This is a genomic window from Streptomyces misionensis (assembly GCF_900104815.1).
GTDB classification, from domain to species: domain Bacteria; phylum Actinomycetota; class Actinomycetes; order Streptomycetales; family Streptomycetaceae; genus Streptomyces; species Streptomyces misionensis.
Map to the genome: position 1 here is coordinate 146563 of NZ_FNTD01000004.1, position 24202 is coordinate 170764.

Consider the following 24202-nt stretch of genomic DNA (forward strand, 5'->3'; position numbering starts at 1 on the left):
TCGTGATCCCTGGGGGTTCGGGGATTTGGTCACCAGGTGACCGGCAGCGCGTGGCAGCCGTAGATGACCATGTCCGTGCGGAAGGGGATCTCCTCGACCGGCACGGCGGGGCGCATCCCGGGGAAGCGGCGCAGCAGGGTGGTGATGACCACCTGCAACTCGGCGCGGGCCAGGGCCTGGCCCAGGCACTGGTGGATGCCGTAGCCGAAGGCCACGTGGTGCTGGGCGTTGGGGCGGCGGATGTCGAGCCGACCGGCGTCGGGGAAGGTGTCCTCGTCGCGGTTGGCGGACGGCACGGCGACGATGACGCCCTCGCCCTTGCGGATGAGCTGCCCGCCGACCTCGACGTCCTCAAGGGCCGCGCGGCGCGGGCCGTTGCGGATGATGCTGTGGAAGCGCAGCAGCTCCTCCACGGCGCCGCGGATGAGGGAGGGGTCCTCGCGCAGCCGGTCGGCGGTCTCCTGGTCGAGCATCAGGGTCAGGGCGCTCAGGCCGATCATGTTGGCCGTCGTCTCGTGTCCGGCGACCAGCAGCAGCACGGCGAACGCGACGAGGTCGTCGTGGGTCAGCTCTCCCTTGTCGTACTGCTCGGTGACCAGGCGGCTGAGGATGTCGTCGCCCGGCTCGGCCTTCTTCGTCTCGACCAGGTCGTCGATGTAGGCGAGCAGCTCGGTGCGGGCCGCGCCGCGCTCCTCCTCGGGGATCTCCCGGGCGAGCAGGGCGCCGGTCAGCCGCTGGAAGGTGTCGTGGTCCTCGTAGGGCACGCCCAGCAGCAGGCTGATGGCGAGCGAGGGCAACGGCAGTGCCAGGGCCTTGACCAGGTCGACGGGGTGCTCGGAGCGGTCGGTGCGCTCCATGGCGTCGCACAGCTCGTCGGTGAGCTTCTGCAGGGTCGGGCGCAGGGCCTCGACCCGCTTGACCATGAAGTCGCGGGTGACCATGCGGCGCAGCCTGGTGTGCTCCGGCGGGTCCATGCGGATGAAGCCGCGGGTGGCGCCGGGGCGCGGCCTGCCGCCGGTCATGCCGCTGATCGGATAGCCGGGGGTGGAGGTGTCGGAGCTGAAGCGCGCGTCGCCGAGGATCGCCCGGACGTCCGCGTAACGCGTGGCCAGCCAGGCCCAGCCGCCGTCGTCCAGGGCGACCTTCGACAGGGGCTCCTCGATCCGCAGCCGGGCCAGTCCCTCCGGGGGGTCGAAGGGGCAACCGGAGGGCGGCTGAGTGGGAAGCGCGGGAAGTGCTGCGGTGGTCATGCCGCTCCTTGGGGGGAGAACACGTTGGATAACACTTGTTAGCTTACAGCTGTATCCCTAGGACATGACGCCGTCCGGACGTCAGAAAAAGTGAAGAAAATCCGGCGGACGGGTGGACGGCGCCGCCGGGACCGCCCCGCCTCGGATACACCGCCGGAGAAAGCACTGGTCAGGGAAGTGCGCTCAGCCTCAGAGGGGCGCCCGACAAGGGAGCGCCGGATGCGAGGGGCTCCGGCCAGGGGACGCGACCGCTCGGACAGGCGTCGGCCAGGAACGCGGCTGCTCGGACACACGCCCGTCAGGGGCGTGCGGGGCGGTGCCGGTCAGCGCTCCAGCAGAAGGTCGAGCAGTTCGTCGACGAAGCGGTCGAGCCGGGCGGGGTCCTTGCGGCGCGGCATCACCTGCCACAGGGTGATCCGGCCGTGCAGCGCGCACCACAGCAGGTACGGGGCGTCCGCGCGGGTGCCCCGCACCCGCCAGCCGGCCTCCTCGCACGCGGTGAGCGCCCGGCTCAGGCCGCGCAGGAGCAGCCCAGCGGGGTGGCCGTGCAGGCGCTCCTCGTCCACCGGGGTCTGCCAGGTCTCGCACATCAGGCGGTACTTCGCCGGATTCGCGATCGCGAATCGACAGTACGCGATCAGCTGGGAGCGCAGCCGTGCGAGCTGGTCGTCCGCGGGCGCCGAGCCGTCGGCCTCGGACATGATGCCGGCCAGCCGCTCGTAGTGCTCCGCCAGCACCGCCCACACCAGCTCCGTCTTGTCGGAGAAGTGGCGGTAGATGCTCGGGGTGGCGATGCCGACCTCCCGGGCCACGGCGCGCAGCGACAGGGCGTCCTCGCTGCCCACCTGCTCCAGCAGTCCCCCTGCGGCCCGCAGGATCTCCTCGCGCAGCCGTTCTCCCTGCCCGCGCGGGTTGCGTACGCGGATGGTTCGCTCGGCGGCGGCCCCGACGGTCCCGCCACCGTTCTGCTTCTGCTCGGCCACCGCCGCACCTCCCTCGCATCCGGACACCGGCACCGCAGCGGCCGGAGAGCACCGTGCGCGGATCAGCGCGGCACCGACCCGAACCTACATGACACCCTCTGCCGACCGGCGCGTCGTCTTCCGCCGCATCGCCCCGAACCGGGACGGGCGGTCCGCCGTCACCGCCGCCGCCCTGCCCCTCCCCCGCGCTGCGGGACATCCTCGGCAACGCACTCGCACAACGCGCACCACGCGCACACCGGCCCGGCCACCGCGGGTGAGGATGGATGCGGTGGCCGGGCCGGGACGCGGTGGTCAGCCGTTGGGGAGGATCACCGCACGACCGTTGATCGTGCCGGCGTGCAGCCGCTCGTAGGCGATCGGGGCGTCGTCGAGCGAGAACGTCTCGGTGTGCACCGACACGGCGCCGGAACGGGCCAGCGCGAGCACCTCGATGAGTTCGGCGCGGGTGCCCCAGTAGGGAGCGGTGACCGAGACCTCGAAGGGCAGCAGGCCGAAGCCGACGGGCAGCGCGGCACCGCCGATGCCGACGATGGTGACGTCGGCCTCGACACCGGCGACGGCGGCGGCGGTGCGGACGGTCGGCTCCACGCCGACGAAGTCGAAGACGGCCTGCGCGCCGGTGCCGGAGGTCAGGTCGCGGACCTTGCCTGCGGCCTCGGCGTCGGAGAGCACGGCCTCGTGGGCGCCGACGGAGCGGGCCAGTTCGAGCTTGTCCTCGGTGACGTCCAGGGCGATGACCCGGGCCGGGGTCATGGCGCGCAGCAGCTGGATGGCGACGTGGCCGAGCCCGCCGGTGCCGATGACGACGGCGGTGGAGCCGGCGACCAGCTTGGGCAGCGAACGCTTGATCGCGTGGTAGGGCGTGAGGCCCGCGTCGGTGAGCGGTACGGCCGCCACCGGGTCCAGGCCCTCCAGCGGCACCAGGTGCCGGGGATCGTCGACGATCATGTACTCGGCCATCGAGCCCGGGGAGCCGAGGCCGGGCGGCATGATGCCCAACTCGGCGGCGCGCAGGCAGTAGTTCTCCTTGCCCTCCGCGCACTTGGCGCAGTTGCCGCAGCCCCAGGGGCCGTAGACGGCAACGGCGTCGCCCTCGCCGAGCCCGGTGACGCCGGCGCCCAGTGCGGCGACGGTGCCCACGCCCTCGTGCCCGAGGGTCAGCGGCAGCGGGTAGGGGAAGTTCTCGGCGGGCCAGCTCATCACCGCGATGTCGGAGTGGCAGACGCCGGCCGCGGTGACCTTCAGGAGGACCTGGCCGGGTCCGGGCTCGGGGTCGGGGACGGTCACGACCTCGGGGGCGGCGCCGACGGTGCGGTACTGCAGTGCCTTCATGGCGTATGGCTCCTTTCCGGGGCTCAGAGGGCGGTGTAGGCGCCGTCGACGAGGTGGTAGCTGCCGGCCACGAACGAGGCGCGGTCGGACAGCAGGAAGGCGACGAGTTCCGCGACCTCCTCGGGGCGGCCGAGGCGGCCGGCGGGGTGCAGGGCGACCAGGCCGTCGTACGCCGTCCGGTCCATGCCCTGGAGCAGCGGGGTCTCTATGAAGCCGGGGCCCACGGCGTTGACGCGGATGTTCTTGGCCGCGTACTCGGCGGCGGCGGTCTTGGTCAGACCGACCACGCCGTGCTTGGCGGCGACGTAGGCGGCGGAGCCGGCGAAGCCGACCGAGCCGAGGATGGAGGCGACGTTGACGATCGCGCCGCCGTTGCCGGTGGCCTCGATGGCGGGCAGTTCGTGGCGCAGGGAGTAGAAGACGCCGTCGAGGTTGGTGCGTACGACGCGGTCGTAGGCCTCGATGTCGTACTCGCCGGTGGGCGCGCTCGGGCCGCCGATACCGGCGTTGTTCACGGCCAGGTCGAGGCCGCCGAAGGTGTCGACGGTGAAGGCGACGGCGGCGGCGACCGACTCGGGCGAGGTGACGTCCAGCCGGACGGCGGCGGCCTTGATGCCCTCGGCCTTCAGTTCGGCGGCGGCCTTCGCGGCGCCTTCCTCGTTGTGGTCGGCGATGACGACCGCGGCGCCGCCGGCGCCCAGCCGGCGGGCGGTGGCCAGGCCGATGCCGGAGGCGGAACCGGTCACCAGGGCGCGGCGCCCGGCGAACTCGGTCGGGTATTCGGTGTTCGAGACAGTGCTCATGGTGCCTTCACTCTTCGCTGTTGCGGTCGGCGGCCGCTTGGGCGGCCTCCGAGGTCAGGGCGTCGTAGGCCCGCTCCACCAGGGCGGCGAGGTCTGCGGCGGCGGAGTCGTCGCCCGGCGCGCCCCGCGCCCACAGGCGCAGCGCGGCGGTGAGGACTCCGGCGGCGGCGTCGACCACGACGGCGGGGCGTACGTCCCGTTCGTCATCGGTGTCGAGCCGTTCGGCGATGATGCGGATCGACTCCTCCTGGGCGTCGACCCGGATGCGTTCGTACGCGGCGAAAAGGGCGGGTTCGCTGTCCACGAGGGCCAGCAGCCGGCGCATCCGGGGCCGGACGTGCCAGGCCGGGTTCTCGCGGTCGGCGAGCCAGTCGCGTACGGCTGAGCGGTAGGCCAGCAGGGGAGGTTCGGCGGCGGGGCGCTTCCGCAGGAGGGCGTTGATGCGGTCGCCGTCACCGCGGACGAAGTCGAGGGCCGCGTCCTCCTTGCCGGCGAAGTACCGGCTGAAGGTCCGGCGGGTCACATCGGCCCGCTCGGCCACGGCCTCCACCGTGGTGGCGGCGAGACCGCGTTCGAGGATCAGATCGACCGCAGCGGTGGCCAGCGCCTCACGCGTCTTCCGGGCCTTGCGCTGTCGCCGGTCCTCGGTGGTGGCGGTGGGGGGCTCCGTTGCCTTCATGCCGTCACGATAACCCCTCGTGTCCCAGTGGGACACATTTCCCGGTGGGACACTTGTCTCACTGGGACATATCGCCAAGGGCAGCGTCCGTCGCCTGATGCCACGGCCGAGGAGGCCACCTCGAAGGCGACACGCCTTCTCGGCTCATCGTCCGTCCGCGCGCACACTGTTGACGGCGGCCCCGGCAGGCGGGCGCCGACGACGCCGGGAACACGCCGGTGGGTGACACTGCGCCAGGAGCGGGTGGTCGCTCCGTAGCATGAGCCGGTGATCACGTCCGGCGGTCAGTGCCCTCGACGGCGGCGCGAACGGCGGCGGCCGGGACGCCGCCGCCCGTTCACCCTCTTCCTGGCCGGGGCCGCCGCGGTGGTGGTCCTTGCGGCCCTGGTGTCCCGTGGCGGCGCCAAGCACCCGGCATCCGTCCGCTCTCCCCAGGCCCCCACGCGGGCGACCACGTCGCTCGGCGCACCGGCCCCGCCGCGCCCCGCGGGCGACGTGCGGATCGCCGCCGTGGGGGACGTCGTGATGGGTTCGCTGCCGGACGACCTGCCGCCGGACGACGGCGCCTCGTTCTTCGACCCCGTGGAGGAACTGCTCACCGGGGACGTGGTGCTCGGAAACCTGGAGGGCACGCTCACCACCGGCGGCTCCAGCAAGTGCGACTCCATCGAGGGCCCGAACTGCTTCGCGTTCCGTGTCCCGCCGTCCTACGGCCGCCTGCTCGAGAAGGCCGGGTTCACGGCCATGAACACGGCGAACAATCACATCGACGACTTCGGCGCGGAGGGTCGGCGCGAGACGTTCGCCGCGTTGCGCTCGGCGAACCTGCTGTACACCGGCCGCCTGGGCCAGATCACCGTGCAGCGGGTGCACGGGATCAGGGTCGCGCTCATCGGGTTCGCCCCCGACCACGGGGCGAACGACATCACGGACATCCCCGCCGCCCGGCAACTCACCGCGCGCGCCGCGAAGATGGCGGACATCGTGATCGTCACCATGCACGCCGGCGCGGAGGGCTCGGACCGCACCCACGTGGAACCCGGCACCGAGTACTTCCTCGGCGAGAACCGGGGCGACGGCTACCGCTTCAGCCACGCGGTGATCGACGCCGGGGCCGACCTCGTCGTGGGCAGCGGCCCGCACGTGATGCGGGGCATGGAGTTCTACAAGGGCAGGCTGATCGCCTACAGCCTCGGCAACTTCACCGGATACGGGGTGCTCGGGCTCGGCGGCACACTGTCGACCAGTGGCGTGCTCCAGGTGACCCTCCGCGCCGACGGCGGCTACGTATCCGGGCAGCTGCGCCCGACCCGGATCGTGGCACCCGGCACTCCTGAGCCGGGGGGCGAGGCGATCGACCTCGTCTCCGCCATGTCGGAAGAGGACTTCGGCCCGCACGCCGCGCGGATCTCGGCGCAGGGGACGATCCGGCACCCGTGAGGGCACCCGGGCCTCACCGCCGCCGACTGAATCCGGCAACCGGGGATATCCGCAGAGGCAGGCCATCCCACGGGAGGAAGCATGACTTTGGTGAAGGCGGGCTTCGTGGTCCTCGACTGCGCCGAGCCCGAGAAACTCGCGGTGTTCTACAAGGAGTTGCTGGAAGGCGAGCAGACGGGTGTCTCCGCCAACCTCGTGGAGATCCGTGGTGCCGACGGGGTACGGCTGGCCTTCCGCCGTGACATGAACGCCACTTCGCCCAGCTGGCCGCGCCCGGAGAACTCCCTCCAGGCCCATCTGGTCTTCCTGGTCGAGGACATGGACGAGGCCGAGCGGCGGGTGGTGGGACTCGGGGGCCGACCGATCGACACGAAGGACCCGGCGGGGCCGTACGAGGAACGCGGATACGCCGACCCGGCCGGTCACTCCTTCACCCTGCGTCTGACGCCCGTCACGGCCCCCAAGCAGGGCTGACCTGCCCGGGAACTCGCGCTGGAGTAAGGCGATGCCGGCCGGGCATCCGCTTGTCGGGCTCCGTCCGGCAGCCCGTGACGTCCTGTTCTACGGCCTGGTAGGGGATCCGGCGTGATGGTCGACGATGTAGCAGCACCCTCTGCTCGCTGTGCCCTACCCGACGCGGCGGCGCGCAAGCAGCGACTGCGCCGCCGGCTGGAACGGCTGATCGGCGTGGCCGCCACCGAAGGCAACGCCCTGACACCCCTGCGCAACGGAGACGAGATCTTCCCCGCGATGCTCGGGGCGATCCGCGCGGCCCGGCACACCATCGACATGATGACGTTCGTGTACTGGCGGGGTCAGATCGCCCACGACTTCGCCGCCGCTCTGGCCGACCGTGCCCGCGCGGGGGTGCGCGTGCGACTGCTGCTCGACGGCTTCGGCGCCAAGGAGATCGAGCGACGGCTGCTCGATCTCATGAGTAGCGCGGGCGTGCAGGTGGCCTGGTTCCGCAAGCCCCTGTGGCTGTCACCGTTCAAGCAGAACCACCGCTGCCACCGCAAGGCCCTCGTGGTCGACGAGCAGACCGCCTTCACCGGCGGGGTCGGCATCGCGGAGGAATGGTGCGGCGACGCCCGCAACCCCGCCGAATGGCGCGACACCCATGTCCAGGTGAGCGGTCCGGCCGTGGACGGCATCGCGGCGGCGTTCGCACAGAACTGGGCGGAGTGCCACGACGAACTCTTCGACGAGCGTGACCGTTTCACGGAACACCCGCAGACCGGCTCGTCGGTGGTGCAGGTCGTGCGCGGCTCCGCGAGCATCGGCTGGCAGGACATGCAGACCCTCATCCGCGTCATGCTCACTTCCGCCGAGGAACGCTTCCGGCTGGCCACCGCCTACTTCGCCCCCGACACCTATTTCGTCGACCTGCTGTGCGAAACCGCTCGGCGCGGGGTGCGGGTCGAGATCCTGCTGCCCGGGCCCCACACCGACCAGCGTGCCTGCCAGCTCGCGGGCCAACACCACTACACACGGCTGTTGCGGGCCGGTGTGCACATCCGCCAGTACCAGCCGACCATGATGCACGCCAAGATCATCACCGTGGACTCGGTCGCCTCGCTCGTCGGGTCCACCAACTTCAACCGCCGGTCCATGGACCACGACGAAGAGGTCATGCTCGCGGTCCTGGACGAGACGTTCACCGCCGCTCTCGACCGGGACTACGAGGCGGACGTGGAGCAGAGCGTGGAGATCGACGTGACGCGATGGAGACAGCGGGCAGTGCTGCAACGCGCGAAGGAAGCCGCGGTCACCCCGCTCCGACGGTTCCTTTGACGTGACCGGACGAGGGCGGAACAGGCGCTCCCCCCGCCGGGATTGGTGCCGAGACGGCCGCCGGTGGTGTTCGCCGGGGCGGCCGGCAGGCGCCGTCCCCGGTGAACCTCCCGCACCGGCCGCACGTCTTCCCTGGTGATCGTCACCATACGAGAAGGGGAGTGCGTACGTGACTGCCAGGGACGTCGAGCGGAGCGACGAACAGGGTCATGGTCCCGTGCCGTGGTGGGCGGACCTCGGGGCGTGGGGAGCCGTCGCGCTGATGGTCTTCGGCGCTCTCGCGGCGGTATGGGTCTGGTTGCGACTGCCCGGCACGCCGGAGGAGTTGGCGACCGGGTACTACGGGGCCGCCAAGGTCGTCGCCATCGGTCTGGTGATCGGGGGAAGCGCCCTGCTGAACCGCCGTCGCTCCCGGGCGACGGACGCCGGGGAGACGACCGGGGCGGAACGCGCCTGACCGTTCCGGCCGTCGCGGGCCCCGGCCGGGCCGGTACCGGCGTACCAGCGATCCGGCCAGGGGTTGGCCGGTTACGGCGCATGGTTCACATGAGGCTCACAGACCGTTCCCCATGGGGCTCACAGACAGCGTTCCTACCGTCATGCGCATGTCGAGATCCTCTGGTGAAGAGCCTGACAACGCCCTCGTCTCCCGGTTCGTGTCCCGTCGCCGCATGCTGGTCCTGGGCGGTGTGGCCGGCGCCGTCGCCCTCAGCGGGGTGGGGGCCGTCGCGAGCGCCGCCGACCGCGGCGCCGCCGGCGCCGACACCCTCGGCTCGGTGAAGGCGGCCGCTTCCGCGGCCGGCGCCTGCATGTCGCTGACCACGGAGCAGATCGAGGGCCCCTACTACATCGACTACGAACTCTTCCGGAAGAACGTGGTCGAGGACCGCACCGGAATCCCGCTCCTCCTCGTGCTGCGCGCCGTGGACAGCGCGACCTGCAAGCCCATCCGCAACTCGGCCGTCGAGATCTGGCACTGCGACGCGTCCGGCGTCTACTCCGGCTACACCCAGACCGGCAACGGCGGCGGCGGTACGCCTCCTGGTGTGCCGCCCTCCGGCACGCCGACGGCGCCTCCGGACGGCCCGGGCGGTCCCGGCGGTCCGGGCGGCGGCGGGGGCGGACACGCGACCCCGACCGACGACCTCACCTGGCTGCGCGGCATCCAGATGACCGACCACCAGGGTTTCGTCACCTTCCGGACCGTCTTCCCCGGCTGGTACACCGGCCGCGCCGTCCACATCCACACCAAGGTCCACACCGGCGGCTCCCGGACCTCCGACGGCTACACCGGCGGACGCACCTGCCACACCGGGCAGTTCTACTTCTCCGAGGACGCGGTGAAAGCCACCGCGGACACCGCCCCCTACTCGGCGAACACCGTCACGCGCGTCACCCTCGACCAGGACTCGATCTACCCGAGAACCGGCACGCGGGGCGGTCTGCTGGAACTCGTCTACGACAAGAAGCACATCGAGCGCGGCGTCATCGGCTACATCACCATGGCGGTCGACCCGAGCGCCACGAACGACGGCCAGGGCGCACCCGGCGGCGGCCCCGCCCCCACCGCATCACCGACCCCCTCCGCCTGACACGACGGCCTCGGCACGAGTGCCGCGCAGACAGAACGGCCCGGACACGCGCAGGTGTCCGGGCCGCCGTTCGTCCCGGCCCGCCGCCCCGGCGACCGCCCCTTGCCGGCGGCCACCTGACGACGTCACATCAGCACCGCGATGGTGCCCCGGCCTCCCCCCTTCCGACGGGTCTCCACCGCATCCGCCATCCGCGCGAAGGGCAGGGCGGTGGTGCGCAGGGCGAGCCGGCCGTCGGTCAGGTCCCCCAGCAGCCGGTCGAACACCTCGGCGGGCACGTGGCGGCGCACCATGTTCATCGGCAGCAGGGCGACGTCCCGGGACATCAGCGTGGGCAGGTCGACACGGAGCGTGGTACCGGCCACGTAGCCGATCAGAACCGCCCGCCCGCCGGGCCGCATGGCTCCCAGGAAGCTCGAGACGGTGTCCCCGCCGACGGTGTCGAGCAGGACGTCGGCCTCCCCTTCGACCGTGACCTCTGCCCCGGCCGGGCGGACCAGTACCTCGTGCGCCGTGTCGGGTACGGCGCCGGCCGCGTCCTCGTCCCGGACCACGGCTACGACGTACGCCCCGGCCCGGGCGGCCAACTGCACGCAGAGCGAACCGACGGCGCCGGCCGCGCCGGTGACCACGACCCGCTCTCCGCCACCGATCCGGCCCACCTCCTCCACGGCGGCCCACGCGGTGGTCATCGGCGAGTAACAGGTGGCGGCGAGCGCGGCGTCGGCCTCCCGGGGGACCTCGCGGAGCGCGCCGACCGGGACGCCGACACGCTCGGCCCAGGTACCGTCACGCTCCAGGCCGATGCCGCCGCCTCGCACGAGCACCCGCCGGCCGAGCAGCGCGGCGTCGCCCTCGACGACGGTTCCGACGCCCGCGGTGCCGGGGGTGAACGGCAGCGCGGGCCGGTGCGTGAAGGTGCCGGTCATGACGGTGAGGTCCAGGTGGGTGACGGCGGCGGCCTCGACTTCCACGATCACCTCGCCCTCCCCCGGCGGCCCCGGAAGTTCGGTCTCCTCCAGGTCGGGTGCGGCGTCCCAGGTGTGCAGACGAGCGGCGATCATGGCGTACTCCAGGGTCGATTCCTCAAGGGCGGTGCTTCGCGAGGAGAACACCGCGCCGAACCCCCGGTCCAATCCTTCCGCACACCGAAAATGCCCGCGTCCGCAAGCACCCACGCGAGTGGGTCGTCGGTCAGAGCCGGGCGGCCTCGACGGCGGGTCGCGGGACGTCGACGCGGGCAGGTGCCGTGCCGCCGTCGCCGGTGGCGGTCGGCGGCCCTCAGCCGATGCGGACGCTCGTGTCCGGGGCCAGACGGTGGTAGCGGGCCGGGACCCCGGGGCCCCGCTCACCGAGGAAGCCCTCGACCATGGTGGTGCCGATGTCGTTGAGGGCACCGTCGTGAACGGCGTAGGCGTCGCGGGGAGCGACCTCGCGCAGGTAGTCGATCAGATCGCCGACAGTGGACCAGGGGGCGTGCACCGGCAGCAGCAGCGTGTCGACCGGGGTTTCGGGGACGGTGAGGGCGTCGCCGGGGTGGAAGAGGGCCCCGTCCACGAGGAAGCCCACGTTCGGGATGCGCGGGACATCCGGGTGGATGACCGCGTGCCAGGCCCCGTGGACCGTGATGTCGAAGCCCGCCGCGCTGAAGGCGTCCCCCTCGCCGGTGGCGGTGACCCGCGCGCCCAGGCCGTCCAACCGCTTCGCGACGGACGAGTTGGTCCAGATGCGCAGACCCGGACGCGCCGCGGCGGCCCGGCGCAGCACCTCCTCCGAGAAGTGGTCGAAGTGCTCGTGCGTCACGAGCACGGCATCGGCACCTTCCAGCGCCCTCGGATCGGTCAGGCCTCCCGGGTCGACGACCAGGCGGCGGCCGTCCTTCTCGAGCCGCACACACGCGTGACCGAACTTGGTGAGCTCCATGACTGGCATCCCCTTCTCTCAGTATTGAACCTAGTTGTACAACTTAACTGTACAACTAGGTACGACATAGGCGGCTACGATGGCCCCATGGACGAAGACGCGCTGGCCGAGGAGCTTCGAAGGTCACTCGGCGATCTGGTCCGGGCAGTGCGGGCCGTGGACACCATGCCGCCCGGCGAGGCCGCCATTCTCGGATTCCTCGACCGCGGCGGCCCCTTGACCACGGCCGAACTCGCCCGCCTGCGCGGCGTCACGCACCAGTCGGCCGCCAAGTCGGTCAAGGACCTCACCGCCGACGGTCTGATCCACGGCGAACAGCACCCCGAGGACGGCCGGAAGCTCCTGCTGCACGTCACCGACGCCGGCCGCTCCCGCCTCCAGCGCGAACGCGCCGCCCGGGCGGGCGCCTTGGGCGCCGCCATCCGCGAGACCTTCGACGCCGACGAGAAGCAGCGGCTCGGCGAGGCCGTCGCGCTGCTGTCCCGCCTGACGGCCCGCCTCACCGGACACTGACCGCCCGCCGAGCGAGCGGCCACCAACGCCGCGGTTCCCGGGACTCACGGCGCGGTCGCCCCCTTCCCGGCCGCACCGCCCGCACAGACCGAACGCCCTCCGCTTGGCGAACCACGGACTTAAGCACCCAAGCCGTTCCCAGTCCGTTGCGCAGCCTTGACGGTGTTGGTCTGGGCCAATACCGTCTGCTTCGCACAGAACTCCACATGGCTCAACACCGTGAAAAGTCACCCGAGTTGGTGATGCATCCGCCGGTTGGAGACGACAGCCCGGCCGTCCGCTGTGGTTCTGCCTGTCGACGGCAGCCCAAGCACCGACCGTCGCCCCGTTCGCCGTCATCCGGATCCGCAAGGGCGCGTGCGCTGCTCACCGTTGATGGAGATCACCAGGGGTGACACAGCGAACAGAACGCGATCATGTGATTCCTCGGAGGCCAGACCTATGCAATCACCCCCTGGAAGGGCACCGCGCCGCAGGTGGAAGAGAGCGCTCTCTCTGCTTCCCGTCGTCGTGCTGACGGTGGCGGCCACCGTCAGCACGACACTGGACGCCCAGGCCGCCGTGCCCCCGGCACCGTCGGGCTTCACGCTCACCTGGAGCGACGACTTCAACGGTGCGTCCGGCACCGGCATCGACCAGAACCTGTGGAAGTACGACACCGGGCCGGGCAGCAACTTCGGCACCGGTGAGATCGAGACGATGACCAACAGCACCTCGAACGTCTACTACGACGGTCAGGGTCATCTGGTGCTCCAGGCCCTGCACTCGGGTTCCGACCCGCGCAGCGGATGGACCTCCGGGCGCGTGGAGACCCAGTCGGCTAGCTTCGGCGCCCCGGCGGGCGGTGTCGTACGCATGGAGTCCGTCCTCCAGCAGCCCAACGTCACCACCGCCAACGGCGCGGGTTACTGGCCGGCGTTCTGGATGCTCGGCGCGCCGCTGCGCTCCGGTGTGACCTGGCCGAAGTCCGGCGAGATCGACGTCATGGAGGACATCAACGGCCGCAGCTCCGTCTTCAGCACCCTGCACTGCGGGGTGAACCCGGGTGGGCCGTGCAACGAGTCGACCGGCATCGGCTCGGGTGAACGCGCCTGTTCGGGCTGCCAGACCGGCTTCCACGACTACGCGGTGGAGATCGACCGCTCGGTGTCGCCGGAGCAGATCAGGTTCTACCTCGACGGGAACAACTTCTACACGATCAACGCCAACCAGGTGGACGCCACGACCTGGTCCGACGCGGTCGACCACCCGTTCTTCATCATCTACGACCTGGCGATCGGCGGCGGCTTCCCGGACGCCTTCGGCGGGGGCCCGAACGCGTCCACGGTGTCCGGCGGCAAGCTGGTCATCGACTCGGTGGCCGTCTACAACAAGGCGCCCGGCTCCGGAGGCGGTGGCGGTGGCGGCGGTTCGGTGAGCGGTCAGACGATCACCGGACCCGGCGGCAAGTGCGTGGACGTGGCCGGCGACGACACCGGTGGCGACGGCACCGCGGTCCAGCTCTGGGACTGCCAGTCGGCGGCCAAGGACCAGCACTGGACCTGGAGCGGCCAGACCCTGCAGACCCTCGGCAAGTGCCTGGACATCGCGGGCGGCAACAGCGCCGCCGGTACGAAGCTCCAGCTCGCCAACTGCAACGGCGGCGGCTACCAGAACTGGGTGCGGCAACCGGACGGTTCGCTGCGGAACCCGACCAGCGGCCGGTGCGTCGACTCGCCGTCGGGTGCCACCGCCAACGGCACCCGCCTCCAGATCTGGGACTGCAACGGCTCCGCCGCCCAGCAGTTCGCCATCGGCACCCCGATCTACGGACCGGGCGGCAAGTGCGTGGACGTGGCGGGTGACGACACCGGCGGCGACGGCACCGCGGTCCAGCTCTGGGACTGCCAGCAGGCCACGTCGCTCGACCAGAAGTGGACCTGGAACGGCCAGACCCTGCGGACGCTGGGCAAGTGCCTGGACATCGCGGGCGGTGTGAACGCGGCCGGTACGAAGCTCCAGTTGGCCAACTGCAACGGCGGCGGCTACCAGAACTGGGTCGCCAACGCCGACGGCTCGATGTCCAATCCGACCACCGGCCGGTGCATCGACTCCCCGTCGGGTGCCACCGCCAACGGCACCCGCCTCCAGATCTGGGACTGCAACGGCTCCGCGGCCCAGAAGTTCTCACTGGCATGACGTGGGTGAGCCCTGTCTGAGCTGAGGCGGGGCACGTCGAAGGGCCGCGCCCCAACCGGTGCGGTCCTTCGGTGTATTCGCCGCCGCACAGGTGGCCCGCAGGTCGGCCGGGCCTCCGTGAAGGAGTGCGCCGGCGCCCGTGGCCCGCTCGCTGTCGTCCGGAAACAGGACCGAGCCGGCCGTTTCGCGAAGCCTCCCCACCGATGTCTGGTCTCATGGGTGTCGATACCCTCGGCTTCGGAAGGACGGCCCATGACAGCCGTGCACGTGACCGTGTGGGACGACCGCGAGCGGAGCGGAGGAGGCCGGGCCGCGACAGCTTCGGGCGCCGATGCCGCCCCCGCCCTCTTCGTCCACAACATCTTCACGTGGGGCAGCGACCCCGTGTACGGGTTCGCCGGGCAGCGGCCCCTCGCGGACCGCCGGCGGCTGCTCCTGGTGGACCGCCGGGGATACGGCGACAGCCCGGACACCGCGCGCAGCGACTTCGCCGTCGACGCCGAGGACATCGCGGAGGTCCTCGGCGACGAGGTCGGAGGCAGCGGGGTCGGCGGGGTCCACCTCGTGGGGCACGGGAACGGTGCCGTCTCCGCGCTCCTCGCCGCCGCGCGCCGGCCCGACCTCGTCCGCTCCCTCGCCCTCATCCAGCCTTCCGCCTTCACCGCCGCCGCGCACCACCCCGTCGTCGCCGACCTCCTCGCCCGGGTGCGCGACGGCGCTCCGGGCATCCCGGACGGCGTGACGCCGGAGCAGTATCTGCGTGCGTCCACCGAGGGGTTGGGGATGGCCATGCCCGAGCCCACGTCGCGCCGGCTCCGTGCCGTCGCCACGTCCATGAGGGAGCGGCCCGTCTGGGAGGCGGAGATCCCGCTGGAGGCGATCCGGGACGCCGCCCTGCCGATTCTGGTGGTCTGCGGAACCTGGGAGCGCGCGCCTGCCCTCTACCGCGAGCACGTGGGGCTGCCCCTCATGGCCGTGGCCGAGTCCCTCACGGACTCCCTCGGGGGCCGCATCCTGTGGGTGCCCGGGTACTATCCGCACACCCAGGAGCCCGCCGCCGTCAACGCCGCCCTGCGGGAGTTCTGGGGCTGACGCGGTTTTGGACCGGCCGGCCGTCCTGCGCGGCACGGCTTCGACGTCGGTGTGCCCCAGGCCGGGGCTCGCGGCCTTCGGAGAGGATCAGGGCGCGGTCGGCGCCGGTCCCGAGCTGGCCCGGACGGTCAGCTCGGGTGCGATGAGCACCGCGTCGTCCGTCTCGCGCCCGTCGAGTTTGCCCACCAGGAGCTCGACCGCGTGCCGGCCCATCTCCTGGGCGGGGACGGCGACCGAGGTGAGCCGTACCGAGGCCTGGACGGCGACCTGCTCGGGGCAGACGGCGACCACCGACACGTCCTCGGGCACGGCCCGCCCCTGGCGGCGCAGCACGGCGAGCAGGGGCTCCACCGCGGACTCGTTCTGCACGACGAAGCCCGTGGTGCGCGGGCGCTCGTCGAAGATCCGGGACAGGGTCACCGCCATGGCGTCGTAACCGCCTTCCCAGGGGCGGTGCAGTACTTTCAGGCCGAGTTCGCGTGCCCGCGAGCGGAGGCCGTCGAGGGTGCGTTCGGCGAAGCCGGTGTGCCGCTCGTAGACGGCGGGGGCCTCACCGATGACGGCGACGTCCCGGTGGCCGAGCGTCGCCAGGTGCTCCACGCAGAGCGCGCCCGTCGCACTCCAGTCGAGATCGACACAGGTCACACCGGCGGTGTCGGCGGGCAGGCCGATCAGCACGGAGGGCTGCTCGGTCGCCCGCAGCAAGGGCAGCCGGTCGTCGTCGAGTTCGACGTCCATGAGGATCATCGCGTCGGCGAGACCGCTGCCGGTGACCCGGCGCACCGCGTCGGCGCCCTCCTCGCCGGTGAGCAGCAGGATGTCGTAGCCATGGGTCCGGGCGGTGGTCGCCACGGCGGTGGCGATCTCCATCATCACCGGGACGTACATGTCCGTACGCAGGGGGATCATGAGGGCGATGATGTTCGACCGGTTGCTGGCCAACGCGCGGGCGCCCGCGTTCGGGTGGTAGCCCAGGGCCCGGATGCTCCGCTCGACCCTCTCCCGGGTCCCCGCGGAGATGGACCGCTTGCCGCTGAGGACATAGCTCACCGTGCTCGCCGAAACCCCGGCGTGCTGGGCGACCTCTGCGAGAGTGACCAACCGGCTCTCCAGGCTCTACGAAACGCTTCGACGGGACACGTGATCTGACGGGGAAACAGAGAGGATGGTTCCACTCTAATACCAGGTAGATGCGTGTGTCCATGACTGTCGAAGCGCTTCGACTACTCAGCAGCTGGTCACGTCAGGCCGGCGACACCGTGACCTGACCGGTTCCGGTGGCGCTCGGGCCGCCGACGACCTGGACGGTGAAGGGCTTGTCGGTGCCCTCCGCGGTGACGCGCAGGGCGTCCCCCTGCCACCGGAGGCGGAAGGTGGCGCTGGTGGCGCCGGCCTGGTCCGGGACGGTCACGGTTCGCTCGCCACCGTGCTCGGTCGTCGGGTGAACCAGCAGGGTGATGCCGTCCAGCCAGTCGCCGTCGGGTCGCCGGCCGTCGGCGGCCAGCGGCAGGACGGCTCCCTCGCGGACGTACAGCGGGAGGCTGTCGTAACCGTGGCGCTCGGTGCGCCAGGCCGGGCCGGTGACCGTCTCGCCGGTGAGCAGCTGTGTCCAGACGCCCTCGGGCAGGTAGACCTCGACCTCGCCGTCTTCGGTGAAGACCGGGGCGACCAGCAGGTCGGCGCCGAGCATGTACTGACGGTCCAGCGGGCGGCAGGCCGGGTCGCCGGGGAACTCCAGCACCATCGGGCGCATCGACGGCACGCCCGTGCGGTGGGCCTCGACGGCGGCACCGTACAGGTACGGCATCAGACGGTGCTTGAGCAGGGTGAAGCGGCGGGCGACGTCGACGGCCTCCTCGCCGAACTCCCACGGCACGCGGTAGGAGGAGGAGCCGTGCAGACGGCTGTGCGAGGAGAGCAGGCCGAAGGCCAGCCAGCGCTTGAACACCGAGGCGTCGGGGGTGCCTTCGAAGCCGCCGATGTCGTGGCTCCAGAAGCCGAAGCCGCTCAGCGACAGCGACAGTCCGCCGCGCAGTGACTCGGCCATGGCCTCGAAGGAGGACCAGCAGTCGCCGCCCCAGTGCACGGGGTACTGCTGGCCGCCCGCGGTCGCGGAGCGGGCGAACAGCACTGCCTCGCCCTGCCCGCGTTCCTTCTCCAGGAGGTCGAAGACGGTCTTGTTGTACAGCTCGGTGTAGTAGTTGTGCATCCGCTCGGTATCCGAGCCGTCGTGCCAGACGACATCGGTGGGGACGCGCTCGCCGAAGTCGGTCTTGAAGCAGTCGACGCCCTGGTCCAGCAGCGGCTTGAGCTTCGACTGGAACCAGGCGCGGGCCTCGGGACTGGTGAAGTCCACCAGAGCCATGCCCGCCTGCCACAGGTCCCACTGCCACACGTCGCCGTCGGCGCGGCGCACCAGGTGCCCCAGTTCGGCGGCCTCGTCGAACAGCGGGGACTTCTGGGCGATGTACGGGTTGATCCAGACGCTGATCCGCAGGCCCTTGGCCTTCAGCCGGGCCAGCATGCCCTCGGGGTCGGGGAAGACGTCCGGGTCCCACCGGAAGTCGCACCACTGGTACTCGCGCATCCAGAAGCAGTCGAAATGGAACACGGACAGGGGGATGCCGCGCTCGGCCATGCCGTCGACGAACGACATCACCGTCGCCTCGTCGTAGGAGGTGGTGAAGGAGGTGGTCAGCCACAGGCCGAAGGACCAGGCCGGTGGCAGGGCCGGGCGCCCGGTGAGCCCGGTGTAGCGGCTGAGGACCTCCTTGGGGGTGGGGCCGGCGACGACGTAGTACTCCAGGCTCTGGTCCTCGACGCTGAACTGGACCTGGCCGACGGATTCCGAGCCGACCTCGAAGGAGACCCTGCCGGGGTGGTTGACGAAGACGCCGTACCCGCGTGAGGAGAGGTAGAACGGGATGTTCTTGTACGCCTGCTCGCTGCTGGTGCCGCCGTCGGCCTGCCACATGTCGACGACCTGTCCGTTCTTGACGAACGGGGTGAAGCGCTCGCCGAGGCCGTAGACCTGCTCGCCGACGCCGAGCGCGAGCTTGGCCACCATGTGGTGCTCGCCCCGGTCGGTGGTGGCGAAGGCGGCACCCTTGGCGCCCGCCCGGGTCAGTTCGCGGCCGTCGGCGTCGCGAAAGCTCAGCGCGAACGGGGCGGAGCGGTCCAGGCGCAGGCTGAGCGGGCCGCTGACCAGCTCGGTGACATCGCCTTCGGCGCGCACCTCCCCCGCACCGCCCTCGTCGCCGCCGAGGGTGAAGTCGGGGCCGGTGCGCCGCTTGCCGGAGTGGTGGGTGAGGCGGACGCCGATGACGCCCTCGGCGGGCGAGAAGCAGTCGACGGAGATGAGCGGCGCGTTGAGCGTGTCACCCCGCCGCGTCACGCGTTGCACTGCGGCATGGGCGGTGATGCGCTTCGATTCCACGCGGACGTCACGCATGTCGATGGCGTAGTCGATGTGTACGCCATCGCGAACACGCCAGAAGCCGTCGGTGAACTTCATGATCTTCCTCAGGGGGTGCGGAGGCTGTCGAGCCGGGACACAGGCATCGCCACGAAGGCTCTGAAGAGGCTTGATTGTGCAGGCGACACCTTGCTGCACGGCGAGCCGCGAAGCAAGAGGCGACCGCAGAGGTCTAGCGCGCGGGCGACCTGGTGGCGTATTAGTCATCCCACCAAACAAACCGTCCGGCGACGTCTCCGGACTGCGCGAAAGCAAGAGCCGCACATGTCGAGTTTGTCGAAGCGCTTCAACACCATCCCGGAGGACCGGCCCCCATACGGCCTGTCGAGCGTCGGCCGGCAGGCCGTGGACGGCGTGCAGGCGCTGTTCGGGGACGCTTCCGCCTTCGAGGCACTCCCCCGTCGACGCCGCCACGCGCGGGACCACCTCTGAGCACCTCGACCGGTTCACCGCGGACCGCCTCCTCGGCGACTGCCGTCCGCACCGACCGTTCCGTGTTCCGCGCCACCCGCGCCGGGCACGGAGCCGAGCCACCCCCACGGACGCGCGCCCGCCGGAACCGCGTCCAGGGCCCCTGGCCCGCTCGCACTGCGCCGCCCCGAAGGGCACGGCGTGCACCGGATCCGGCACCCCTCCCACCCAAGGGCAGCATCGTGACAGCACACCCACCGAACGGACCGTGGCCCCGTCGCCGGCGGGTCCGCCGGCCCGTCCTCGTCGCGCTCACCGTCGTCTCGGCGGTCGTGGCCGGCGCCGCGCTGGCCGGCTGCGGCCAGTCCCGCGACCCCGGCGTGTACACCGTCCTGAACTCGTCGACGGACGACTCGTACCACAGCTGGGACGCGGCGGCCCTCGAACGCTGCGGCAAACGGCTCGGCGTCACCGTCCGGCAGCAGTCCGTCCCGGCCGACCAGGTCATGACCAAGTCGCTGCGGATGGCGTCCTCCAAGTCACTGCCGGACATCATCCAGTTCGACGGCTCCGAGATGCCGGCCTTCGCGGAGACCGGCGGTCTGATGGACCTGAGGAAACTGGGCGTCGACACCACCGACGTGCCGCAGGGCATCGTCGACTACGGCTCCTACAAGGGCACGTACTACGGCGCGGCACGCACGGTGAACACGCTGGCGCTCTTCTACAACAAGGACGTCCTCGAAAAGGCCGGTGCCAAGGTGCCGACCACGTGGGACGAGATGCGCGAGACGGCCAGGAAGCTCACCCGGGGCCACCGGTACGGCATCGCCCTGAGCGCGGGCGGGGCGGAGGACGGCGTCTACCAGTTCACGCCGTTCATGTGGTCCAACGGCGGTGACGAGACCCGCCTCGACAGCCCGCAGGTCGTCCAGGCGCTCGACTACTGGAAGTCGCTGCTCTCCGACGGCTCGCTGTCGAAGTCGACGATCAACTGGACCCAGGCCGACGTCAACGACCAGTTCATGGCCGGGAACGCCGCCATGATGATCAATGGCCCATGGCAGGTCGAGACCCTCAACACCAAGAAGAACCTGCACTGGGGCATCGCGCGGATTCCCGTCCCCCGGGCGGGGGACGACTCCGTCGGCCCGCTGGGCGGCGGTGAGCTGACCATCCCGGACATCGGTGACACCGCGCGCGAGAAGACATCCGCGAAGATCGTCAACTGCTTGACGAGCGAGCAGGAGGAAGTGACCTACGCGCTCAACAGCTGGATGATCCCGGCCAACCGGAAGGCCGCCGCCGTCTGGCGCAAGAAGGTCCCTTCCCTCAGCTCACTGGCCGACCAGGTCGCGGTGGCGCGCTCGCGCACCGCCAAGGCCGGCTCCGGCTGGACCACGATCTCCCTCGCCCTGCAGAGCGCGTTCCAGTCGGCGCTCACCGGCCAGTCCTCCGCGGCGGCACTGAAGCACGCGCAGGCGCGCGTCGAGAGCGGGAAGTGAGGCAACCACCGTGTCCACCACCACCGTCGCGGGCCCCGCGGCCGTCGGCAGCACCGCCGAAGCCGCCCCCGACCCGGCCCGCGCCCGCCGGCGGCGCACACTCGCGCAGTGGGGCTTCGTGGCCCCCGCCGTGCTGTTCATGCTGCTGTTCTTCGGCTACCCGCTCGTCCGCAACATCGTGATGAGCTTCCAGCACTACACGCCCTCGACCTTCTTCACCGGCAAGGCCCCCTTCAACGGCCTGGACAACTGGCGCACCGTCTTCGGCGACGACCTGTTCGGCAAGGCCCTGTGGCAGACGATCGTCTTCACGATCGGCTCGCTGGTCGGGCAGTTCTGCATCGGCCTGGGCCTGGCGGTGTTCTTCAACCGCAGGTTCCCGCTGGGCGGTGTGCTGCGCGCGCTGATGCTGCTGCCCTGGCTGGTGCCCATGGTCGTCTCCGGCATCGTCTGGCGGCGCATCCTGGACCAGGACACCGGTGTGCTGAACTCCTTCCTCGGGCTGTTCGGCATCGGCCACACGCCCTGGCTGACCAGTACGCACATGGCGCTGCTCGCCGTGATCCTGGTGAACATCTGGATCGGCATCCCGTTCAACACGGTGATCCTCTACGGCGGCCTCCAGGAACTTCCGCGTGAGGTCCACGAGGCCGCCGCCCTCGACGGCGCCTCGGCCTGGCGCACCTTCCGCTCGGTCACGCTGCCGCTGCTGAAACCCGTCATCACCGTCGTGCTCGTGCTGGGCTTCATGTCCACGGTCAAGATCCTCGACCTGGTACTGGCGCTCACCGACGGCGGTCCCGCCGACTCCACGCAGACCCTGGGCACGCTGACCTACCAGGACTCCTTCGTCCGACTGGACTTCGGGGCCGGCGCGGTGGTCGGCAACGTCCTGGTCCTGATCTCCGCCGTGTTCGCGGTGTTCTACCTGCGGGCCAACCGCAACGAAGGGAAGTGACGGGCATGGCGACCACCCCTCACGCCACCGGGGCCGTCGGCAGGCCGAAGCGCCGCTGGGGCACGACGGCCGTCGGCCTCCTCATCCTGTGCGTGATGCTGTTCCCGCTGTACTGGATGGTCAACACCGCGCTGCAACCCGACTCCGGGCTGCTGGAGGTGGACCCGGTTCCGCACGGTCTGGACCTGTCCGGCTTCTCCTCGGCGCTGACCGAGCAGGGCGGCCATCTGCTGACCTCGCTCGTCGTCGCGCTCGGCGCCGTCGTGATCTGTCTGGCGTTCTCCGCGCCGGCCGCCTACGGCCTCGCGCAGTTCAGGCTGCGCGGCGCGCGGACCGTGGTGTTCGGCACCCTGATCACACAGATGGTGCCGGGCATCGTCATCGCCAACGCGCTGTACAGCACGTACGTGGACCTCGGCCTGGTCAACTCCTACTTCGGTCTGATGCTGGCCGACGCCTCCCTGGGCATCCCCTTCGCGATCGTGCTGATGCGGTCCTTCATGATGGCCATCCCGCGCGAGGTCATCGAGGCGGCCGAGGTGGACGGAGCCGGCCGGATGCGCACCTTCGTCCGGGTCGTGCTGCCGATGAGCCGCAACTCGCTGATCACCGCCGGGCTGTTCTCGTTCCTGTACGCATGGAGCGACTTCATGTTCGCGCTCACCCTCAACACCACCGACCACGTCAAGCCGGTCACCCTCGGCATCTACCAGTACATCGGCGCGCACGTCGGCGACTGGGGCTCGGTCATGGCCGCCTCCGTCCTCGCCGCGATCCCCGCGGCGGTCCTGCTCGTCCTCGCCCAGAAGTACATCGCCGCCGGCATCACCGGTGGTTCCGTCAAGTGACGACGACGCCCGCCGCCCCGCACCGGCTCGCGCCGGCCTCCCCGCGTTCGCGGTCACCATCGGCGAGATACGGCAGTACGCGCCGGGTATCGCCCTGTCGGCGTTCGCCCTGCACGTGGGGCGCTACCGGCTCCTGGACTCCTAGGTCGTGTCCGCAAAGTCAGGGCAACCAGAGCAGTAGGCAGGCGATGGTGACCATGGCTTGGTAGTGGCGGGCGCGTTTGTCGTAACGCGTGGCCAGGGCCTTGTGGTGCTTGAGCTTGTTGAAGCAGCGCTCGGTGACCGGTGGTCGGCCCGGGCACTGGAGCCGTACCGGCGCGAAGCCGTGGACCGGATGGGCCTGCACACCGGGCCCGACGAGGAACTCTCCGCGTGGGCCTCGGCCGCTCTGACGGCGGCGGGCGAACTCGGTTACCCGGAAGTGGACATGGGCACCCCCGGTCCGCCCGGCCACGGGCGACCCCTGCTCAACACGGTGGAACGGGCTGCGTTTCAACGCCGCCTTCGCCTACCTGGACCCGGCGACCCGGGCACGGCCCAACCTGACGATCCTCGACCACGCCCTGGTGGACCGGCTGGTGGTGCGCCGGGGCCGGGTCCGCGGCGCGCAGGTCGTCGTGGAGGGCGAGCGGACCACCCTGGTGGCCCGCACCTACGTACTGGCCTGCGGCACCTACGGCTCCCCCGCCGTGCTCCTGCGCAGCGGCATCGGTCCGGCCGCGCACCTGAAGGAGATCGACGTCCGGTGCGAGACGGACCTGCCGGGCGTCGGCGCCAACCTGTCCGACCAGCCGGGTGTCTTCGTGCCGCTGTCCCCCACGCCCGAGCTGAACGCGCGCCTGGCGGCCAAGGAAGCGCGCGGGGAGCTGTACGTCAGCCGGATGCTGGTCCGGGCCGCCAGCGAGTACTGCCCGGACGGGGCGTGGGACCTGCACCTGCTGCCCACGGCCGGCCCGCCGCTGTTCGGCAAGCTGCCGCCGGGGCGGTACGAGGCCGGGACCTCCGCCTTCCTGATGAAGCCGGTCTCCCGTGGACAGGTCCGGCTGCGCTCGGCCGATCCGCTCGAATCCCCCGTCATCGATCCCAGGTTCCTGACGGACCCCGAAGGCCGCGACGTGGCGGTGCTGCGCTCGGGGCTCAGGAAGGTGGCGGACCTGGCGGCGGCGCTGCGGCCGCTTGCGGCTCCGACGGACGCGACACCGGCCCACACCCTGTCCGACGCGGACCTGCGCGGACGGGTGGGCACCTACTGGCACCCCGTCGGGACCTGCGCCGCGGGCCCGGCGGACGACCCGCGGGCGGTGGTCGACGGGCAGGGAGCGGTCCACGGCGTGCCGAACCTCCGGATCGCCGACGCCTCCGTCCTGCCGACCGTCCCCGCCGCCAACACCCAGCTGCCGGTCCTGGCCGTCGGGCCGGGATG

General features: G+C 71.2%; 22 protein-coding genes and 2 pseudogenes. 14 read left to right on the plus strand and 10 right to left on the minus strand.

Annotation, left to right across the window (positions count from 1 at the left end; all coding sequences use genetic code 11):
* Window positions 1-29: 29 nt before the first annotated feature.
* From BLW85_RS01965 to BLW85_RS01985, 5 genes are all read right to left on the minus strand, one after another.
* Window positions 30-1250: a cytochrome P450 gene (locus tag BLW85_RS01965; protein ID WP_074990217.1), complete on the minus strand. Its 1221-nt coding sequence runs from the start codon at window positions 1248-1250 to the stop codon at window positions 30-32.
* A gap of 323 nt (window positions 1251-1573) precedes the next feature.
* On the minus strand, window positions 1574-2233 hold the full coding sequence (locus BLW85_RS01970; RefSeq protein WP_070029221.1) for a TetR/AcrR family transcriptional regulator: 660 nt from the start codon (window positions 2231-2233) through the stop codon (window positions 1574-1576).
* A 294-nt stretch (window positions 2234-2527) separates the two neighbouring features.
* Window positions 2528-3568 (minus strand): NAD(P)-dependent alcohol dehydrogenase, encoded by a 1041-nt coding sequence (locus BLW85_RS01975; protein ID WP_070029222.1) that lies wholly within the window; start codon window positions 3566-3568, stop codon window positions 2528-2530.
* Between the two features lie 23 nt (window positions 3569-3591).
* Window positions 3592-4371, minus strand: a complete 780-nt coding sequence (locus BLW85_RS01980; RefSeq protein WP_070029223.1) for an SDR family NAD(P)-dependent oxidoreductase — start codon at window positions 4369-4371, stop codon at window positions 3592-3594.
* 7 nt (window positions 4372-4378) lie between these two features.
* The gene (locus BLW85_RS01985) at window positions 4379-5050 is read right to left on the minus strand and encodes a TetR family transcriptional regulator (RefSeq protein ID WP_074990218.1); all 672 of its coding nucleotides are present in this window, start codon (window positions 5048-5050) and stop codon (window positions 4379-4381) included.
* Window positions 5051-5317: 267 nt separating this feature from the next.
* Between BLW85_RS01985 and BLW85_RS01990 the strand changes: the two genes are divergently transcribed.
* The 5 genes from BLW85_RS01990 to BLW85_RS39155 all read left to right on the plus strand — a co-directional run bounded on the left by BLW85_RS01990 (window position 5318) and on the right by BLW85_RS39155 (window position 9876).
* Entirely contained in the window at window positions 5318-6490 is a 1173-nt protein-coding gene (locus BLW85_RS01990; protein ID WP_079172220.1) for a CapA family protein, read from the plus strand.
* 81 nt (window positions 6491-6571) lie between these two features.
* On the plus strand, window positions 6572-6964 hold the full coding sequence (locus BLW85_RS01995; RefSeq protein ID WP_070029225.1) for a VOC family protein: 393 nt from the start codon (window positions 6572-6574) through the stop codon (window positions 6962-6964).
* Between the two features lie 114 nt (window positions 6965-7078).
* The gene (locus BLW85_RS02000) at window positions 7079-8284 is read left to right on the plus strand and encodes a phospholipase D-like domain-containing protein (RefSeq protein WP_079172221.1); all 1206 of its coding nucleotides are present in this window, start codon (window positions 7079-7081) and stop codon (window positions 8282-8284) included.
* A 169-nt stretch (window positions 8285-8453) separates the two neighbouring features.
* Window positions 8454-8741 (plus strand): hypothetical protein, encoded by a 288-nt coding sequence (locus BLW85_RS02005; RefSeq protein WP_070029226.1) that lies wholly within the window; start codon window positions 8454-8456, stop codon window positions 8739-8741.
* A gap of 142 nt (window positions 8742-8883) precedes the next feature.
* A complete protein-coding gene (locus tag BLW85_RS39155; protein WP_074990219.1) occupies window positions 8884-9876 on the plus strand; it encodes an intradiol ring-cleavage dioxygenase in 993 nt (330 codons plus the stop codon).
* Between the two features lie 125 nt (window positions 9877-10001).
* On the opposite strand, the gene BLW85_RS02015 is transcribed toward BLW85_RS39155, so the two are convergent.
* Entirely contained in the window at window positions 10002-10940 is a 939-nt protein-coding gene (locus tag BLW85_RS02015) for a quinone oxidoreductase family protein (protein ID WP_074995928.1), read from the minus strand.
* A 217-nt stretch (window positions 10941-11157) separates the two neighbouring features.
* Window positions 11158-11799 (minus strand): MBL fold metallo-hydrolase, encoded by a 642-nt coding sequence (locus BLW85_RS02020; RefSeq protein ID WP_074990220.1) that lies wholly within the window; start codon window positions 11797-11799, stop codon window positions 11158-11160.
* Between the two features lie 87 nt (window positions 11800-11886).
* Here BLW85_RS02020 and BLW85_RS02025 point away from each other — a divergent pair, with 87 nt between their 5' ends.
* The 3 genes from BLW85_RS02025 to BLW85_RS02035 all read left to right on the plus strand — a co-directional run bounded on the left by BLW85_RS02025 (window position 11887) and on the right by BLW85_RS02035 (window position 15582).
* Window positions 11887-12312 (plus strand): MarR family winged helix-turn-helix transcriptional regulator, encoded by a 426-nt coding sequence (locus BLW85_RS02025; protein WP_074990221.1) that lies wholly within the window; start codon window positions 11887-11889, stop codon window positions 12310-12312.
* Between the two features lie 510 nt (window positions 12313-12822).
* Window positions 12823-14490: a ricin-type beta-trefoil lectin domain protein gene (locus BLW85_RS02030; protein ID WP_244174791.1), complete on the plus strand. Its 1668-nt coding sequence runs from the start codon at window positions 12823-12825 to the stop codon at window positions 14488-14490.
* Between the two features lie 252 nt (window positions 14491-14742).
* A complete protein-coding gene (locus BLW85_RS02035) occupies window positions 14743-15582 on the plus strand; it encodes an alpha/beta fold hydrolase (protein WP_074990223.1) in 840 nt (279 codons plus the stop codon).
* Between the two features lie 87 nt (window positions 15583-15669).
* On the opposite strand, the gene BLW85_RS02040 is transcribed toward BLW85_RS02035, so the two are convergent.
* Both BLW85_RS02040 and yicI read right to left on the minus strand, forming a co-directional pair.
* Complete coding sequence (locus BLW85_RS02040; RefSeq protein ID WP_070029232.1) at window positions 15670-16683, minus strand: LacI family DNA-binding transcriptional regulator; 1014 nt, start codon at window positions 16681-16683, stop codon at window positions 15670-15672.
* 142 nt (window positions 16684-16825) lie between these two features.
* Window positions 16826-19096, minus strand: a complete 2271-nt coding sequence (gene yicI / locus BLW85_RS02045; protein ID WP_074990224.1) for an alpha-xylosidase — start codon at window positions 19094-19096, stop codon at window positions 16826-16828.
* 225 nt (window positions 19097-19321) lie between these two features.
* On the opposite strand from yicI, the gene BLW85_RS39160 reads away from it, so the two are divergent.
* The 5 genes from BLW85_RS39160 (at window position 19322) to BLW85_RS39165 (ending at window position 22924) form a co-directional block, all read left to right on the plus strand.
* A complete protein-coding gene (locus BLW85_RS39160) occupies window positions 19322-19489 on the plus strand; it encodes a hypothetical protein (RefSeq protein ID WP_167381365.1) in 168 nt (55 codons plus the stop codon).
* Between the two features lie 221 nt (window positions 19490-19710).
* Window positions 19711-20973: an ABC transporter substrate-binding protein gene (locus BLW85_RS02050; protein ID WP_070029234.1), complete on the plus strand. Its 1263-nt coding sequence runs from the start codon at window positions 19711-19713 to the stop codon at window positions 20971-20973.
* A 10-nt stretch (window positions 20974-20983) separates the two neighbouring features.
* Complete coding sequence (locus BLW85_RS02055; RefSeq protein WP_070029235.1) at window positions 20984-21931, plus strand: carbohydrate ABC transporter permease; 948 nt, start codon at window positions 20984-20986, stop codon at window positions 21929-21931.
* 5 nt (window positions 21932-21936) lie between these two features.
* Window positions 21937-22779 carry a carbohydrate ABC transporter permease gene (locus BLW85_RS02060; RefSeq protein WP_070029236.1) on the plus strand — a complete coding sequence of 281 codons (843 nt, stop codon included), beginning with the start codon at window positions 21937-21939 and terminating at the stop codon, window positions 22777-22779.
* Window positions 22763-22924, plus strand: a complete 162-nt coding sequence (locus tag BLW85_RS39165; protein WP_167381366.1) for a hypothetical protein — start codon at window positions 22763-22765, stop codon at window positions 22922-22924. The genes BLW85_RS02060 and BLW85_RS39165 overlap by 17 nt, the downstream gene beginning before the upstream one ends.
* A 15-nt stretch (window positions 22925-22939) precedes the next feature.
* Here the strand turns inward: BLW85_RS39165 and BLW85_RS02065 are convergent.
* A pseudogene (locus BLW85_RS02065) lies at window positions 22940-23071 on the minus strand (IS5/IS1182 family transposase); the annotation flags it as partial.
* Window positions 23072-23264: 193 nt separating this feature from the next.
* On the opposite strand from BLW85_RS02065, the pseudogene BLW85_RS40855 reads away from it, so the two are divergent.
* A pseudogene (locus tag BLW85_RS40855) lies at window positions 23265-24182 on the plus strand (GMC family oxidoreductase); the annotation flags it as partial.
* Between the last annotated feature and the right edge of the window lie 20 nt (window positions 24183-24202).